The organism is Oceanibium sediminis (assembly GCF_003265325.1).
GTDB classification, from domain to species: domain Bacteria; phylum Pseudomonadota; class Alphaproteobacteria; order Rhodobacterales; family Rhodobacteraceae; genus Halovulum; species Halovulum sediminis.
Genome location: NZ_QGNX01000001.1, coordinates 916,374 through 931,521 on the forward strand (window position 1 = coordinate 916,374; position 15,148 = coordinate 931,521).

The 15,148-nt window shown below is 65.7% G+C and carries 18 protein-coding genes; 13 read left to right on the top strand and 5 right to left on the bottom strand.

All coding sequences use genetic code 11. The features are described 5' to 3' along the window. Position 1: 1 nt before the first annotated feature. Entirely contained in the window at positions 2-703 is a 702-nt protein-coding gene (locus DJ029_RS04345) for a fused DSP-PTPase phosphatase/NAD kinase-like protein (protein WP_112321082.1), read from the bottom strand. A gap of 41 nt (positions 704-744) precedes the next feature. Then, the gene (gene hspQ, locus DJ029_RS04350) at positions 745-1,071 is read right to left on the bottom strand and encodes a heat shock protein HspQ (protein ID WP_112321083.1); all 327 of its coding nucleotides are present in this window, start codon (positions 1,069-1,071) and stop codon (positions 745-747) included. 98 nt (positions 1,072-1,169) lie between these two features. On the opposite strand from hspQ, the gene DJ029_RS04355 reads away from it, so the two are divergent. The 4 genes from DJ029_RS04355 (at position 1,170) to DJ029_RS04370 (ending at position 4,743) form a co-directional block, all read left to right on the top strand. Beyond that, complete coding sequence (locus tag DJ029_RS04355) at positions 1,170-2,051, top strand: AEC family transporter (RefSeq protein ID WP_112321084.1); 882 nt, start codon at positions 1,170-1,172, stop codon at positions 2,049-2,051. Positions 2,052-2,146: 95 nt separating this feature from the next. Next, positions 2,147-2,719: a transglycosylase SLT domain-containing protein gene (locus DJ029_RS04360; protein ID WP_112321085.1), complete on the top strand. Its 573-nt coding sequence runs from the start codon at positions 2,147-2,149 to the stop codon at positions 2,717-2,719. A 62-nt stretch (positions 2,720-2,781) separates the two neighbouring features. After that, positions 2,782-3,693, top strand: a complete 912-nt coding sequence (locus DJ029_RS04365; protein WP_112321086.1) for a LysR family transcriptional regulator — start codon at positions 2,782-2,784, stop codon at positions 3,691-3,693. A 147-nt stretch (positions 3,694-3,840) separates the two neighbouring features. Beyond that, entirely contained in the window at positions 3,841-4,743 is a 903-nt protein-coding gene (locus DJ029_RS04370) for a LysR family transcriptional regulator (protein WP_112321087.1), read from the top strand. Between the two features lie 193 nt (positions 4,744-4,936). Here DJ029_RS04370 and DJ029_RS04375 read toward each other — a convergent pair whose 3' ends face one another. Genes DJ029_RS04375 through DJ029_RS04385 form a run of 3 tightly spaced genes read right to left on the bottom strand, consistent with a single transcriptional unit; the run spans position 4,937 to position 7,163 of the window. Continuing rightward, positions 4,937-5,863: an OmpA family protein gene (locus DJ029_RS04375; protein ID WP_112321088.1), complete on the bottom strand. Its 927-nt coding sequence runs from the start codon at positions 5,861-5,863 to the stop codon at positions 4,937-4,939. Continuing rightward, positions 5,863-6,426: a peroxidase-related enzyme gene (locus DJ029_RS04380; protein WP_112321089.1), complete on the bottom strand. Its 564-nt coding sequence runs from the start codon at positions 6,424-6,426 to the stop codon at positions 5,863-5,865. Before DJ029_RS04380 ends, DJ029_RS04375 begins: the two co-directional genes overlap by 1 nt. Then, a complete protein-coding gene (locus DJ029_RS04385; RefSeq protein WP_112321090.1) occupies positions 6,423-7,163 on the bottom strand; it encodes a GNAT family N-acetyltransferase in 741 nt (246 codons plus the stop codon). Before DJ029_RS04385 ends, DJ029_RS04380 begins: the two co-directional genes overlap by 4 nt. Positions 7,164-7,559: 396 nt before the next feature. Between DJ029_RS04385 and gap the strand changes: the two genes are divergently transcribed. The 9 genes from gap to DJ029_RS04430 all read left to right on the top strand — a co-directional run bounded on the left by gap (position 7,560) and on the right by DJ029_RS04430 (position 14,989). Beyond that, positions 7,560-8,564: a type I glyceraldehyde-3-phosphate dehydrogenase gene (gap, locus tag DJ029_RS04390; protein WP_112321091.1), complete on the top strand. Its 1,005-nt coding sequence runs from the start codon at positions 7,560-7,562 to the stop codon at positions 8,562-8,564. 209 nt (positions 8,565-8,773) lie between these two features. Next, on the top strand, positions 8,774-9,073 hold the full coding sequence (locus tag DJ029_RS04395) for a hypothetical protein (RefSeq protein WP_157966266.1): 300 nt from the start codon (positions 8,774-8,776) through the stop codon (positions 9,071-9,073). Next, positions 9,070-9,429: a response regulator gene (locus tag DJ029_RS04400; RefSeq protein ID WP_112321093.1), complete on the top strand. Its 360-nt coding sequence runs from the start codon at positions 9,070-9,072 to the stop codon at positions 9,427-9,429. Before DJ029_RS04395 ends, DJ029_RS04400 begins: the two co-directional genes overlap by 4 nt. 17 nt (positions 9,430-9,446) lie before the next feature. After that, positions 9,447-11,534, top strand: coding sequence for a chemotaxis protein CheA (locus DJ029_RS04405; protein WP_112321094.1), 2,088 nt, complete (start codon positions 9,447-9,449; stop codon positions 11,532-11,534). Further along, on the top strand, positions 11,531-12,034 hold the full coding sequence (locus DJ029_RS04410; RefSeq protein WP_198671039.1) for a chemotaxis protein CheW: 504 nt from the start codon (positions 11,531-11,533) through the stop codon (positions 12,032-12,034). The genes DJ029_RS04405 and DJ029_RS04410 overlap by 4 nt, the downstream gene beginning before the upstream one ends. A 73-nt stretch (positions 12,035-12,107) precedes the next feature. Continuing rightward, positions 12,108-12,905 (top strand): CheR family methyltransferase, encoded by a 798-nt coding sequence (locus DJ029_RS04415; RefSeq protein ID WP_112321095.1) that lies wholly within the window; start codon positions 12,108-12,110, stop codon positions 12,903-12,905. Further along, entirely contained in the window at positions 12,902-13,492 is a 591-nt protein-coding gene (locus DJ029_RS04420) for a chemoreceptor glutamine deamidase CheD (protein ID WP_112321096.1), read from the top strand. Before DJ029_RS04415 ends, DJ029_RS04420 begins: the two co-directional genes overlap by 4 nt. Next, positions 13,489-14,586, top strand: a complete 1,098-nt coding sequence (locus DJ029_RS04425; protein ID WP_112321097.1) for a protein-glutamate methylesterase/protein-glutamine glutaminase — start codon at positions 13,489-13,491, stop codon at positions 14,584-14,586. The genes DJ029_RS04420 and DJ029_RS04425 overlap by 4 nt, the downstream gene beginning before the upstream one ends. Before the next feature lie 22 nt (positions 14,587-14,608). Next, complete coding sequence (locus tag DJ029_RS04430) at positions 14,609-14,989, top strand: response regulator (RefSeq protein WP_157966267.1); 381 nt, start codon at positions 14,609-14,611, stop codon at positions 14,987-14,989. Positions 14,990-15,148: the final 159 nt, after the last annotated feature.

Genomic DNA, 15,148 nt, shown 5'->3' on the forward strand with positions numbered 1-15,148 from the left:
GTCATTCCCGCGCCAGAAGGCGCGACACCAGCAGGTCGCCCAGGCGCGTCGGGGTAAAGCTGGCTGCCAGCGCGGCAGGGTCATAAACGCCGGTCAGCCAATCGCGGAAGGCGATGCCGCTGTCGGTCTGCGCCGTGGCGTAGGCGTCGATGAAATGATCCAGGATGCCCGTCTTGCCGGTGGAAAAATGCAGGAAGCGCAGGGAAAGCTGCGCGCGGGCCTGCGCCACCGGGGCGTCGTTCAGCAGCAGGTACAGGGCGGAGGCAAGCCCGGCCCGGTCCGCGCCGGATTTGCAGTGCACCAGCAGCGGGCGCTCGGCGGTGCGGAACACCTCGTCCAGGGCCAGAACCTCCGCCACCGTCGGGGGGCGGTTGGAGCGTAGCGGGCAATCGATCAGCGTCAGACCCAGCGCGTCCGCCGCACGGCGTTCCAGCGCGTAGGAACCGATCTCGTTCGCGCCGCGCAGGTTCACCACCGTGCGCAGGCCCCGCCGGGCCAGGCGGCGCAATTCGCGCGGGCCCGGCTGGCTCATCCGCCAGATACCGGGGGCGACGGTGGCGAAGTTGGGATTGATCCGGCGCAGCAAACCGTGGTCGTGCAGCATCATGTCCCAGGTCGCGCGCCAGCCGTTGCCCGGCGCGTCCAGGTCATGGCGCCAGGTGTCCCGCCAGGCGGATTTGCGCGATTTCCAGCTGTCTGCCAAGGGGCTGCCCCCCTCAGGCAAGCGGGCGTTCGCGGCGCATGTCAGTGGAGCCGACCGCCGAGGTCGTATTTGCCGTCCGACAGGTGGCCGAACATTTCCCCGACTTCAGGGTGATCCACCGGCTCGCCGGTTTCATCGCGCACCAGGTTCTGTTCCGAGACATAGGCGACGTAATACGACGTCTCGTTCTCGGCCAGCAGGTGATAGAAGGGCTGGTCCTTGGAGGGGCGGCTTTCGGCAGGGATGGAGTTGTACCATTCGTCGGTGTTGTCGAACACCGGATCAATATCGAAGATCACACCACGGAACGGGTGAATCCGATGCCGGACCACCTCTCCCAGTGTGAATTTCGCCTGTGTCTTCAGCATTACCGTGTCCATCCTTTTCTTGCCCCATATCTAGACCTTCGCCCCCGCAGAGTCCATACGGGCCCCCAGTCTCGTTACCGTCGCAGGCCCTTTGTTTCATGGAATTGATCCTTCAGGTGCTGGAGATTGTCGCCCCGGTGTTCCTGCTGGTGGGGCTGGGCTACGGCTGGGTGCGGATCGGCTGGCATTACGACGTGCAGTTCGTCACCCGGCTGGCCAGCGAACTGGCGATCCCCTGCCTGATCTTCGTCTCGCTTCTGCGCACTACGGTGGACCCGGTTGTCCTGCGGGATACCGCGGCGGCGGCGGTGCTGTCCTACGCGGTGCTGCTCGGGGTCTTCTTCGTGGTGCTGCGGGCGCGGGGCTTGCCGATGCGCGTCTTCCTGGCGCCGATGGCGTTCGGCAACACCGGCAACCTGGGCTTGCCGCTGGCGCTGTTTGCGTTCGGGGCGGCGGGGCTTGACGTGGCGGTTGTCGTCTTTGCCACGATGTCGGCGCTGTATTTCAGCATCGGCGTCTGGGTGATCTCCGGGCAGGGGCGGCCCTGGGTCGCCCTGCGCGAGCCGATGACCTGGGCGACGATCCTTGGCCTGTTGTTCCTGTGGCAGGACTGGGGGCTGCCGGGATTCGCGGTGAACTCCATCGACCTGATCGGGCAGATGGGCATTCCGCTGATGCTGATGACGCTGGGGGTGGCGATATCCCGCCTGCATCCGGGGGGCTTTCGGCGGGCCTTCGCGCTGGCGGCGCTGAAGCTGGCGGTCTGCGTCGCGGTGGGCGTCACGCTCGGGCTGGCCTTCGCCTTGCCCGCGCCTGCGTTCGGCGTGCTGGTGTTGCAGCTGTCCACCCCGGTGGCCGTCACCGGCTACATGCTGGCCGAGAAGTACCGCGCCGACCCCGAGATCGTGGCCGGGCTGGTCGTCGTATCCTCGCTGATGGCTGTGGTCGCGCTGCCCGTGCTGCTGGCGGTTCTGATCTGAGGCTTTCCAAAAAGCGGATTTTGGGGCATTCTTGGCGCTAATAAGTGCAAAAAGCACGGATCGAGCAGGTTATGTTTACAGGATCTTCGCGGACGATGTCCCGCTATGCCCTTGTTTTTCTTGTCGTTTTGACGGCGTGTTCCGGCGCTGGCCAGGGCCCGCCGCGCAACGCGGAAAACGCGTGCGCCATCAAGTCGGAACGCCCGGCCTGGTTCAAGGCCATGTACCGGACCGAGAAACGCTGGGGCGTCCCGGTGGAGGTGCAGCTGGCCACCATGTACCAGGAAAGCAGCTTCCGCCCCAAGGCGCGCACGCCGCGCAAGTATTTCCTGGGCTTCATTCCCGCCGGGCGGATCAGTTCCGCCTATGGCTACGCGCAGGCGATCGACGGGACCTGGGACTGGTATCGTCAGGATACCGGGCGGCGCAGCGCCAAGCGGCACAAGTTCCATGACGCCTCGGACTTCATGGGGTGGTACATGAATATCACCACCACGAAGCACGGTGTGCACCCCGACGACGCCTACAGCCACTACCTTGCCTACCACGAAGGGCACGGGGGCTATTCGCGCGGCACCTACCGTTCCAAGGCGTGGTTGCAGAACACCGCCGCACGGGTGCAGGCCCGCGCCGGGCGCTACCGCGAGCAGTTGCGCAGCTGTAGCTGAGCGCTTGTTTTGTTTCCGGATTGTGCTTAGATCACCTCGATGCGCGGCATTGAGGTGATTTCATGGACAGATTGAGCGAAATGGAAGCCTTTATCTCGGTTGTGGACCAGGGCGGTTTCACCGAGGCGGCGAAGAAGCTGGGCGTGTCCAAATCGGCCGTGTCCAAGCACGTCTCCGCGCTGGAGGCCCGCCTTGGCGCCCGGCTGCTGAACCGCACCACCCGCCGCGTGAACCCCACGGAAATCGGCCTGGCCTATTACGACCGCGCCACCGTCGTGCTGTCCGGCGCGGCCGAGGCGGACGAGATGGTCAACGCCATGCAGACCGCGCCGCGCGGGGCGCTGCGCATCTCGGTGCCTGTATCCTTCGGGATCAGCCAGCTTTCGGGCATCGTCGGGGCGTTCCTGGCGGAGTACCCGGATGTGTCCGTGAACATGGTGCTGGACGACCGCTTCGTTGAGCTGGTGGCCGAGGGTTTCGACGTGGCGATCCGCATCGGCAAGCTTGAGGACAGCTCGCTCAGGGCGCGCAAACTGGCGGAAACCCAGGCGCTGCTGGTGGCAAGCAAGTCCTACCTGGATGTGCACGGCACCCCGGCCTGCATCGAGGATCTGTCCGCGCACACGCTGCTGCATTACTCGCACCTGTCCACCGGCAACTTCTGGCGCCTGCGCAGCAAGACCGGAGAAGAGCGTCACGTTCGCGTCGGCGGGCGTCTGACCGCGAACAACGGCGAAAGCCTGAAGAAGGCCGCGGAAAGCGGGCTGGGGATTTCGCTGGTGCCGACCTTCATCCTTGGCAGCGCGATCGAGGACGGGCGGCTGATCAACGTACTGCCGGACCTGGCGCTGGAGAACCTCGGGATCTACGCGGTATATCCGCCGGGGCGGTTCACCCAGCCCAAGGTGCGCGCCTTCATCGATTTCCTGGCCGAGAAGCTGCGCGGTCTCGGTCCGGAGCGTTGGCCCGGCTAGGGCCACCCTATCGTCCAGGCGCGACATCCTGGCCCCTTGCAGGAATGACTTTACAGCATAGGTGCAGCGCAGCATAATTATTGCAGCGCAGCATAGCTGGACACTCCGGGCCGCCTGAAGCGCCCGCTGCTCCGAAGGGGGGCCGATATGGAATTGTCATCGCAGATGATCCTGTTCGCGCAAGTCGTCGAACAGGGCAGTTTCTCGGGGGCCGCGCGGCAGCTGAACCACTCCCCGTCGGCGGTCAGCAAGCAGATCGGCGCGCTGGAGGACAAGCTGGGCCTGCGCCTTCTGACCCGCACCCAGCACGGCATCGCCCTGACGGAGGAGGGGCGCACCTTCTACGGCCGCTGCGCCGAGGTGACGGCGACCGTGACCGAAACCCGCGAGCTGCTGGAGACGATGGTCGGCGCGCCGAGGGGCGTGTTGAAGGTGCAGGCGACGGTGGCCTTCGGCAAGGCGCAGATCATGCCGCTGCTTCCGGCCTTCCTTGCGGCCCACCCCGAGATCAGCGTCGATCTTGAGCTGACCGACAGACAGACGGACATCTTCGCGGATGAGATCGATGTCGGCATCCGCTTCACCGAACAACTTGAAAACCCAGACGTTATCGTCCGAAAGCTGGCCCCGAATCGCCGCGTACTCTGCGCCGCACCGTCCTATATCGCGCGCCATGGGGTACCCGCCTCCGCCGGGGACCTGGCGGGCCACAACTGCCTGCGCCTGTCCACGGTCGAACGCTGGAACGACTGGGTCTTCGGCGAGGGCGAGATCGCCGAGGTGAAGGGCAACTTCCAGGCCAACAGTGCCGACGCCGTCTACCACGCCGCGCTGGCCGGGATGGGAATCGCGCGGCTCTCGACCTACCTGGTGCATGACGACCTGGCGGCGGGCCGGCTGGTCAGGGTGTTGCCGGAATACACGCAGCAAGGCTCGGACATTTTCGCGATCTACCTGGAGCGGCGCAACATGGCGCCGCGCATCCGGGTTTTCCTGGATTACCTGGCCGCGCATTTCGGCAAGATCCCCCCGTGGGAGCGTGTGCTTTGATCTGGGTGCATACCCCTCATGAATTTTTTGGGGGTATGCTGCGCTGCGGCAAGGACATATAGAATGCGCATCGCTTCGGCGATATGCCCTTTTCGGGCATTTCCTCCCTAGACTTGGGGCCGCGTTTCGACGCGGCCCTTTTTTTTGCCCGGCTGTCGGATCCTGTGATTCATAGCCTGGTATCCGGGGGGCCTCAGCGCAGGATCGCCTCCACCCGGCGATTGGCGGCGCGATTCTCGTCGTTCGTGTTCGGGCGCAGCGGCACGAGGTAGCCCGCGCCCTCGGCCTCGATGCGGGCGGCGTCTATGCCGTAGCGCTCCACCAGCACCCGTCGCACCGCCTCTGCGCGGCTGCGTGACAAGGCGATGTTCGCGGTAAGGGTGCCAGCGTTGTCGGTATGCCCCACCAGCACGATGCCGGTGCCGGGATTGGCGGACAGCGCGTCGGCCAGCGGTTGCAGCGACAGCACCGCCTCCTCGTCCAGGGTTTGCGAGCCTTCGGGAAAGCGGACTTTCGGCAGAATCAGCCGGCCCGCATTGGTCAGCTGCGTCATCACGGCCCCGGGCGTATCGGCGGCGGCCGCTTCGGGCGGCGCGGGGCGTTCGGGCGGGGCGAGCGGGATGTCCCGCGCACCGCCCGGCGCCACGTCGATCGCCTGGATGAACCCGCCCCGAGCCGAGCGGCTGATCAGCAGCGACAGGTATTCCGGCGCGTTCGTCCCCCGCCGCGCGGTCAGTGCGCGAAAGTCGGTCAGGTCGAATTGCATCTGCGGCGGCGGCAGAACGGTGGTGTTGAAGCGGAAGTCGAACCCGCCGCAGCCGGCGGTTTCGCATTCGAAGATCGTCTCGTAGCCCGCTTGCGCCAGTTGCGGGCGGATCAGTTGCAAGAGCGAAAGCGTGTCCGAGGTTTCGGGCGGGGTGCGCCAGGCGCGGGTCAGAACCCGCCCCTCCAGTACCTTGGCGGGTTGGCGGTCGATGGTGTACTGCCCGGTAGGCAGGCGATACCGCCCCGGATCGTCAAGCACGCGAGCGGTTTCGACGCTGCCGACGGGCAGGTCCAGCGCCACCTCGGCCCCGGCGGGCAGGGCAAGGCAAACCAGCAGGGCGGCAAGGATGCGCATCACCGCCCCTGCGCGTGGTATTCCGGGTTGGGCTGCAACCCGCTGGCCGAGGCGACCCGGTTCGACATCGAAAAGAACCCGGCCACGTTGATCACGTCCCAGATGTCCGCGTCGCTCAGCCCGTGGGCACGCAGCGCGTCACGGTCCGCTTCGGAAATCGCGCTGCTTTCGTGGCACATCTTGCGCGCGAAATCGATCATCGCGCGTTCCCGCGGGGCCAGCGGGGCGACATGGGCGTTCATCACCAGCGCCTCGCCCAGTTCGGGCTTGCCCGACAGGCTGCGCACCGCCGCGCCATGGGCGACCTGGCAATACCAGCAGTCGTTTTCCGCCGAGACGGCGACGGCGATCATCTCCCGCTCCAGCTTGCTGAGGCCCGAGGGGCCGAGCATCAGCACGTTGTACATGGCGATGAAGGCGTTCAGCTTTTCGACGTCATGGGCATAGGCGCGCAGCACGTTCGGCACCAGGCCCAGCTTTTCGCGGCACACCTCGAAGTAGCGTAGGGTTTCTGGCGGCAGGTCGGCCATGGGCAGGTCAAGGGCGGTGGGCTGGTCGCTCATTTCCGGGGGTCCTTCCTGTCCTTGATACGGTAGTGGTAGCTGCCGACTTCGGCAAAGCCCATGTTTCCGTAAAGCGCACAGGCGCCGTCGTTCGCGCGCGTCACCGCAAGGGCGAGTGTGTCGGCCCCGACGCCCCGCGCCCAAGCGGCCGCCGTGGCCGTCGCCCGCGCGCCGAGGCCCCGGCGGCGGTGGGCAGGGTCCACCTCCAGGGCGTGCAGCATGGCGATGGGCCCGTCCGCGGCGACGAAGGCGCAGGCGGCGGGCGAGTCGCCGTCGCGGATCAGCAGGAAGGCGCGCGGGCCACGCACGCGGTCCATCACCGCCAGCCGTCCCGGCCCGATACCGCCGGTCGCCCAGATCTCCTCCATCACCGACAGGCGCGGCACGGCGGTGATGCATTGCCCCGGGGGGCTTTCCAGCACGGGGATGCGATCCGCCGGGGCGGCCAGGATCAGCGTCGGGTCCGCCACCTCGTATCCCGCAGCGTGAAGCTGGCGATCCAGCGCGTCCTCTCCCGTGCGCAGGGTGAACAGGGCGGGCTGGCCGAGTGCTTCCATCGCCGCCTCTGCATCCGGGATGCGGGCGTCCGGCTCCAGTTGCGATGCGGCAGAGACCCGCTTTCCGCCGCCCGCCCCCTGGCGTATCAGCCAGCCATTGCGCCTATCGGTCGCAGCGGCGGGCCAGGTCGCGGCCAGCGCGGCGAGGATCCGGTCTTCTGACGGGGCGGTATCGGCCATGGAGAAAGGGCTTTGCGGTTGTTCCGCGCGCAGGATGCCCGGAAATCCGCCCGGATGGAAAGCGGCGATTGCCCCGGCGGCGGGGCCCGGCGGGCAGAATCCTGGTTGACTTCGGCGTGTGTTTTGGCATGTTACCGCTAACACGCCGGGGAATGGCCTTGCCAGAATCCGGCCGAAACGGGTCGTCGGCCTTACTAGGGCCTTGGTCGATGGCCTTCCTCTGCAAGGGGTGTTTGCGTGGCTCTCCCCACACGCATCCCTTGCAGATGTCATACCCACGCCGCGTCCCGCCCTTGCAGGCCCGGGCTGAGCGTGTAGACAGTCGGGCGCGCCCTTTCGCAGGGTGCGCCCTATTTTCATGTCTCAAGCCCGGAACTTGACAGGAAGGACAGCCCAATGACGATCAAGGTAGCCATCAACGGATTTGGCAGGATCGGACGGAACGTGCTGCGCGCGCTGGTGGAAAACAACCATACCGATATCGAGGTTGTTGCGATCAACGATCTCGGCCCGGTGGAAACCAACGCCCATCTCATGCGCTATGACAGCGTCCACGGCCGCTTCCCCGGTGAAGTGAAGGTGGACGGCGACACGATCGACGTGGGCCGCGGCCCGATCCGCGTCACCGCCGAGCGTGACCCGAAGGCGCTGCCCTGGGGCGACGTCGATATCGCGCTGGAGTGCACCGGCATCTTCACCGCGCGTGACAAGGCGGCGATGCACCTGGAAAACGGCTCCAAGCGGGTGCTGGTCTCGGCCCCGGCAAGCGGCGCGGACAAGACCATCGTGTTCGGCGTGAACGACGACACGCTGACCGCGGACGACCTGGTCGTTTCCAACGCCTCCTGCACCACGAACTGCCTGACCCCGGTCGCGAAAGTTCTTCAGGACACCTTCGGGATCGCCTCGGGCTACATGACCACGATCCACAGCTACACCGGCGACCAGCCGACGCTGGATACCATGCACTCCGACCTGTACCGGGCCCGCGCGGCGGCGCTGAGCATGATCCCCACCTCCACCGGCGCGGCGAAGGCCGTGGGCCTGGTGATGCCCGAACTGGCCGGCAAGCTGGACGGCTCGGCGATCCGGGTGCCGACGCCCAACGTCTCCGTCGTCGACCTGAAGGTGATCACCGAGAAGTCCGCCAGCGTCGCTGCTGTGAACGAAGCTATGGCCGCCGAGGCCGCCGAAGGCCGCCTGAAGGGCATCCTCGGCTATGACGAGGCGCCGATGGTCAGCTCGGACTACAACCACGACCCGCGTTCCTCGATCTTCGCCGCGCCGCAGACCAAGGTGCTGGAAGGCGGTCTGCTGCGCGTGCTGAGCTGGTACGACAACGAGTGGGGCTTCTCCAACCGGATGCTCGACACCGCACGGGCGATGGCCCGCCTGATCTGACAGCGCGGCAGTTCGCAACAAATTTAGACAATCGGCCCCTTTTGGGCCGGTTGCCGTTCACCTCTCTCTAACTCTCTTCGACGCATATCGGCGCTGATGACGTGTTCAGTCGTCACGCAAAGCGCCCTCGAAGGAGACGGAGATGACCCCGACCCAGTTTGCAGATCACCAGTCCGGGCCAGCCCCCGGCCATGCCGGCGGGTGCCGAAATGGCTGAGTCGCAGGCTGAGGGGCTGACGCTCAACCTGCCAGAGGTGGCCAACCTGGAAGCGGCCTGCGCGCTGGTGTCCAGGATGGCGGAGGCGGATCACGCCGCCCCCCTGACGCTGGACGCTTCCGCGGTCGGAACGATTTCAGCCCCCTATGTCCTGAGCCTGGTCAGCGTGATCAACGCACGGGCCGAACATGCACCCAAAATCGTGGTCAGCCAGCCCACCGCGCCCTTCCTGGACGCGTTCTCGGACCTTGGGCTGTTCAGTGATCTCATGAAGATGGAGTTTGCGACATGAGCCTAGTACTTGCCGTTGACGATACGCGCGCGTTGCGTTCCATGCTGGCGGATTGCCTGAAAAAGGGCGGGCACCAGGTGGTGCTTGCCGCGGACGGGGTCGAAGCGCTGGACAAGTTGCGCCAGCACAAGCCCGACATGGTGATCACGGACCTCAACATGCCGCGGATGAACGGCCTCGACTTCATCGAAGCCGCCCGCCGGGAGCCGGAGGGCCGCGCCCTTCCTATGCTTCTGCTGACGACGGAAACCGCGCAAAGCCTGAAGGACCGCGCGCGCGCCGTGAAGGCGACCGGCTGGCTGAACAAGCCCTTCGATCCCGGCCAGATCCTGTCGCTGGTCGACCAGCTGTCATAACCGAGGGAGCACCGCATATGGATGATGATGAGGATTTCCGCTCGCTGTTCTTCTCCGAAGCGCGTGAATTGCTGGAGCAGTTGCAGGAGCATCTGAACCTGCTCGCGGAAGACGCGGGCGACGATGAAACCGTTCACGCCGCTTTCCGTGCGGTGCACTCGGTCAAGGGGGGGGCTGCGGCCTTCGGCTTCGACGTACTGATCGGCTTCGCGCATATTTTCGAAACCGTCATGGACAGGATCCGCAGCGGCACGATGCAGTTGGACGGTTCGCTGGCGCAGACGCTTCTGCGCTCCGGCGACGTGATGCAGATCCTTGTCGAGAACACCGAAAGTGGGTCCGAGGATTCCGTGCCCGGCATGGCCAGGCTTCAGGCGGAACTGGAAGCGCTCGCCGGGGTGGAACCCTCGGCGGCGGCTGAACCCGCCGCCGGTGACGATTCGCCCTCCGCGGACAGCGATCTCGACGAAGACGCGGTGCCCGAGGCGAGCGAAATCATCGTGCGGATCACCCCGGACGAAAGCTTCGCCGAAGCCGGTCACGACATGGTGCGCCTGATTCGCTCTGCCCGGGAAAAGGGCCTGTCAGAGGTGCATGTCGAGGGGCAGGTTCCCCCGGTCACCACCTTCGATCCGCGCCAGAACCCCCTGACCTGGGAACTGGTTTTCCACACCGAAGGGCCGGTTGCGGCGCTCAGGTCGTTCTTCACCATCTATGAACACGCGGCCCAGGTGGAATTCCTCGACTCTTCCGACGATTACCTGGAAGAGGACTTAGACGCCTCTGATGACAGCCAGGCGCAGGACGCACCCGCCGGTGACGCAGAGCCGGACACCGATCCGGCCCGCGGCAGCCTCGCCGCGCCCAATGCCGACGCCTCCGGCGAATCTGGCTCCGCCCAGAAACGGGGCGAGGCCGCGAAATCCCTTCGGGTGGAGATCTCGCGCATCGACCGCTTGGTGAACCTCGTCGGGGAAATGCTGATCACGCAAGCGGCGCTGGGCCAGCAGACCGCCGATATCGAGAACCGCGAAATGGCCGACGTGGCGCTTGCCGTCGATACGATGTCGCGCCAGCTGCGCGAGTTGCAGGAAAGCGTCATGGCGATCCGCGCGCAACCCGTGAAATCGGTCTTCCGCCGGATGCCCCGCGTGGTCCGCGACCTGTCCGAGAAGCTCGGCAAGGAAGCGCGGCTTGAGCTACACGGCGAGCACACGGAAGTGGACGCGACGGTGATCGAGGAACTGACCGAGCCGTTGACGCACATGATCCGGAACGCCATGGACCATGGCCTCGAATCCAACGATGAGCGCGACACGCTGGACAAGCCCCGCGTCGGGCGCATCCGCCTTGCCGCCGAACACAAGGGTGAGCGGGTGATCATCACGGTCGAGGATGACGGGCGCGGCGTAAACCGGGAACGCGTCTTCGCCAAGGCCCTCGAACGGGGCCTGGTGCAGCCCGATGACCGGCTTTCGCCGCCCGAAATCGATATGCTGATCTTCCACCCCGGCTTTTCCACCGCGCAGGAGGTGTCTTCCGTCTCAGGTCGCGGCGTCGGGATGGACGTGGTGAAGCGCAAGATCCAGTCGCTCGGCGGACGCTTCGCGATGACCTCCGAGCCGGGCAAAGGCACGAAGTTCGTCATCACGCTGCCGCTGACGCTGGCCGTGATGGACGGGATGACCGTCAGCGTGGCGGATCAGAAGTACATCCTGCCGCTGTCCACGGTGGTGGAGGCGTTGCACGTCACCCGCGACAACGGCCGCCGCCTGCCCGATGGCACCCACCTGCTGGAACGCCGGGGGGAGTATCTGAAGCTGCTTTCCCTGCGTCATGCCCTTGACCTGCCCCCGCGTGAGCAGGGCACGGAAATGGCCATCGTCGTGGACACCGAGACATCCGGCCTGATCGCGCTGACGGTGGACGAACTGATCGGCCAGCGCCAGATCGTGCTGAAGTCCCTGGAAGCGAACTTCAAGAAGATCAACGGCATATCCGGCGCGACGATCCTGGGTGACGGCCAGGTCGCACTGATCCTCGATATCCCGGCCCTGATGAACATCTCGCCGAAGACCGGCGCCCCAGCGGAGGTACTCCATTGAATATTGCAGTCGACACCATCGCCACCAGCCCCTCTTCCGACGCTGCCAAGGCTGGCGCCGTGCGCCAATACGTGACCTTCCTGGTCGATGACAGCGTCTACGGCGTGGACATCAAGCTTGTGCGTGAAATCAAGCAATGGACGGCCACGACGGTTCTGCCCAATCAGCCCGCCCATACCAAGGGTGTCCTGAACCTGCGCGGCACCATCGTGCCGGTCCATGACCTACGTGCCCGCTTCGGCGGCCCGCTGACCGAACCGACGGAAAACCATGTCGTGGTGATCGTCTGGATCGGCACCAAAACCGTGGGTATCCTCGTGGACGCGGTGTCTGACATCATCGGCGTTCCAAGCGATGAGATCCGCCCGGCGCCCTCCGCCGACGGTGAACCCGGTGGCGGAGATGCGACGATCTGGGGCCTGGTTTCCGCCCAGACCGGCATGGTCGCACTCCTGGACCTGAACACGATGTTCCCATCGGATGAGGGCGACATCGGATGAAAGCCTCACGACCATGACCGCAACTTCATTGCCTGCCCCGGCGCCCGTGTCGCCCGCAGAAGGCGTGGCGCCCATGACCGCGCGCGATTTCGAGCGTGTGGCGGCTCGGATTCACCGCATGGCGGGCATTGTCCTGGAGCCACACAAAAAGCAGATGATCTATTCGCGTCTGTCACGGCGCCTGCGCGCCCGCGGGATGACGAAGTTCCAGACCTACCTCGACCTGTTGGACGACGGGTCGGACCCCGAGGAGTTGCAGGCATTCGTCAACACTCTAACGACCAACCTGACATCCCTGTTTCGAGAGGCGCACCACTTTGGTCACCTCGAATCGCATGTGCTGGCTGAGCTGAAGGGCCGCGCGAACCCCAGGCTGCGCATCTGGTCGGCGGGCTGTTCCAGCGGTGAGGAGCCCTATTCGGTTGCGTTGAGCATCCTGGAAACCCTCGGCCAGATCCCGGGCGACGTGATGATCCTCGCCACCGACCTGGACACAAGGATTCTGGAAACCGGGCGCGCCGGGCTTTACCGCGCGGACAAGGTCGCCAATAGCCCCAAGCGCTATGCGCGGCACCTGATCACCCGGGACGCACAGACAGTCGCGATGCCGCCGGCGGCGCGAAAGGCGATCAGTTTCCGGCGATTGAACCTCCTCGAGCCTTGGCCGATGAACGGTCTGTTCAAGGTGATCTTCTGCCGGAACGTGCTGATCTACTTCGATTCCGCGACCAAGGCGTCGCTGGTCAACCGGCTGGCGGAGCGGTTGGAGCCCGGAGGCTTCCTTTACCTCGGGCATTCAGAGTCGCTGCTGGGGCAGCACCCGCTGCTCGATAGCTGCGGCGATACGATCTACCGGCGGAGGGACGCATGAGCCCGCTGATTCTCGCCGAAGATGGCAGCCATTTCGACCACCGTGTCGGCGCCCGTGTTCACCAAGTCCTGCCCGGGGATCACCTTGTCATCGCGGACCCCGATGCCGCGGTCTGCACGTTGCTCGGCTCATGCGTAGCGGCCTGTATCCGCGATACGACCACCGGTGTCGGCGGGCTGAACCATTTCCTGTTGCCGGGTTCGGATCAGAGCCAGTCGGCGCGCTACGGCGCCTTCGCGATGGAGGTTCTGATCAACGAGATCCTCGGTCAGGGCGGGCGGCGCGAACGGTTGGAGGCGAAGATCTTCGGCGCGGCGGAAAGCATCAGCGGCAGCCACAGCCGAAGCGTCGGCTCGAAGAACGCCGCTTTCGCCCGCCACTACCTGGAAACCGAGGGCATACCCGTCGTGGCCGCGGACTTGGGGGGGACCTCCGGACGACGGATCTACTACTTCCCGAGCACGGGAATGGTGCGCGTGCAGTACCTGGCCGCGCTGGAGTCGCGGGCTGCCGAAGCGCAGGAAGCCCGGTATCGTAAAACCCTGGGATCGGCACCGGTTGCAGGGGCTGTGGAGTTGTTCGGATGAATCATGGCCGCCCAAGCGGGCATACGCGCGTAATTGTTGTCGATGACAGCCGGCTCATGCGCCGCATGATCGTGGCAGGGCTCGAAACCGACCCGGATATCACCGTCGTGGCGGAGGCGGCGGATACGGTGGAGGCGCGGCGGCTTATCCGCGAACTTGATCCCGATGTCATCACGCTGGACGTCGAGATGCCGGGAATGAACGGCATCGACTTTCTGAAGAAGATCATGGAGCTGCGACCGATGCCCGTGGTGATGGTTTCCACCCTCACCGCATCCGGTACGGATGTGACGCTGTCCGCGCTGGAAATCGGGGCGGTGGAAGCCATCGCCAAACCGGCTGGGCGCGACGCCGTGGCGCGGTTTTCGCAGGCGCTTCGAGAAAAGGTGCGGCTCGCGCATGGATCGAAGGTTCATCCATCCGGCGCGGCCGCACGCAAAAGCGTCGTCCCGCGTGCGCGCCCCGCGCCGATGCAGCGCCGCCCAGGCCCGGCAAGGCGCCGGCGGGTCGATTTGATCGCCCTCGGTGCGTCTACCGGCGGGGTCAATGCGCTGACACAGGTGCTGGAGGGGCTCCCCGCGGGAACGCCGCCGATCCTGGTCACCCAGCACATGCCCGCGCTTTTCGCCGAGCGGTTTGCGTCGCGCTTGAATGCAATTCTGCCCCACGACGTGGCCATCGGCGGCGAGGAGGAGATCCTGCGGCCCGGCCAGATCAGGATCGCACCGGGTGAGAACCACCTTGCCCTCTACCGGGATGGCGCGGTGTTCAGAACGCGCCTGGATCCGTCCGGTCCGATCTCGGGGCACAAGCCGTCGGTGGATGTCCTGTTCAATTCCGTCTCGACCTCGGTCGGGGGGAATGCCCTGGGCGTGATCCTGACCGGCATGGGCCGGGACGGGGCCGCGGGGCTGCGCGCGATGCGCAAGGCCGGGGCCTATTGTATCGGGCAGAATGAGAACAGCTGCGTGGTCTACGGGATGCCGCGCGCCGCGCGGGACCTGGACGCCGTGGACGAGGAGCTTGCCCTTGGCCAGATTCCCCTGCGGATTTGTGAAATTCTTAACCCGCAGGGCGTATCCACGCTTGCATAAGTCTAATGAAGGAGTGGCCGCGATGCCGGCAGCGAAAAGCCTGAAGATCCTTGTCGTTGATGACCAGCAGAGCATGCGGGGTCTCGCCCGGCAGTGCCTGAAGAAACTGGGCGTCATGGATGTGGCGCTTGCCGCCTCCGGCGACCAGGCGCTGGAAGTGATGGGGCAGCAGAAATTCGACGCAGTGATCTCGGATCTCAACATGCCGGGGCTGAGCGGCGTCGAACTCGCGCAGAAGATCAAGGGCCACCCGGTCCTGAAAACGACACCGGTTTTCCTGGCGACCAGCGAGTCCTACCGCGAGAAGGCCGATGACGAAACGGTGGACCATTTCGTGGCGAAGCCTTTCAGCGTGGCGGACATGCGCGAAGCGATCGAAAAGCATCTCGGCGCGCTGACCTGAGCCCACTTGGAAGCGGGGAATGTCGGGGCCGGGGCAGAAGTGCTGGTCCCCAGGTCAATGGACTGCGGGCAGCCGGGGCGCGTGCCCCGGCGCCGCGCTAGCGGCTGGCTTGAACCGATGCCGCAACTGTGGTCCCTAGTCGCAAGCCCCGGGAAGGGG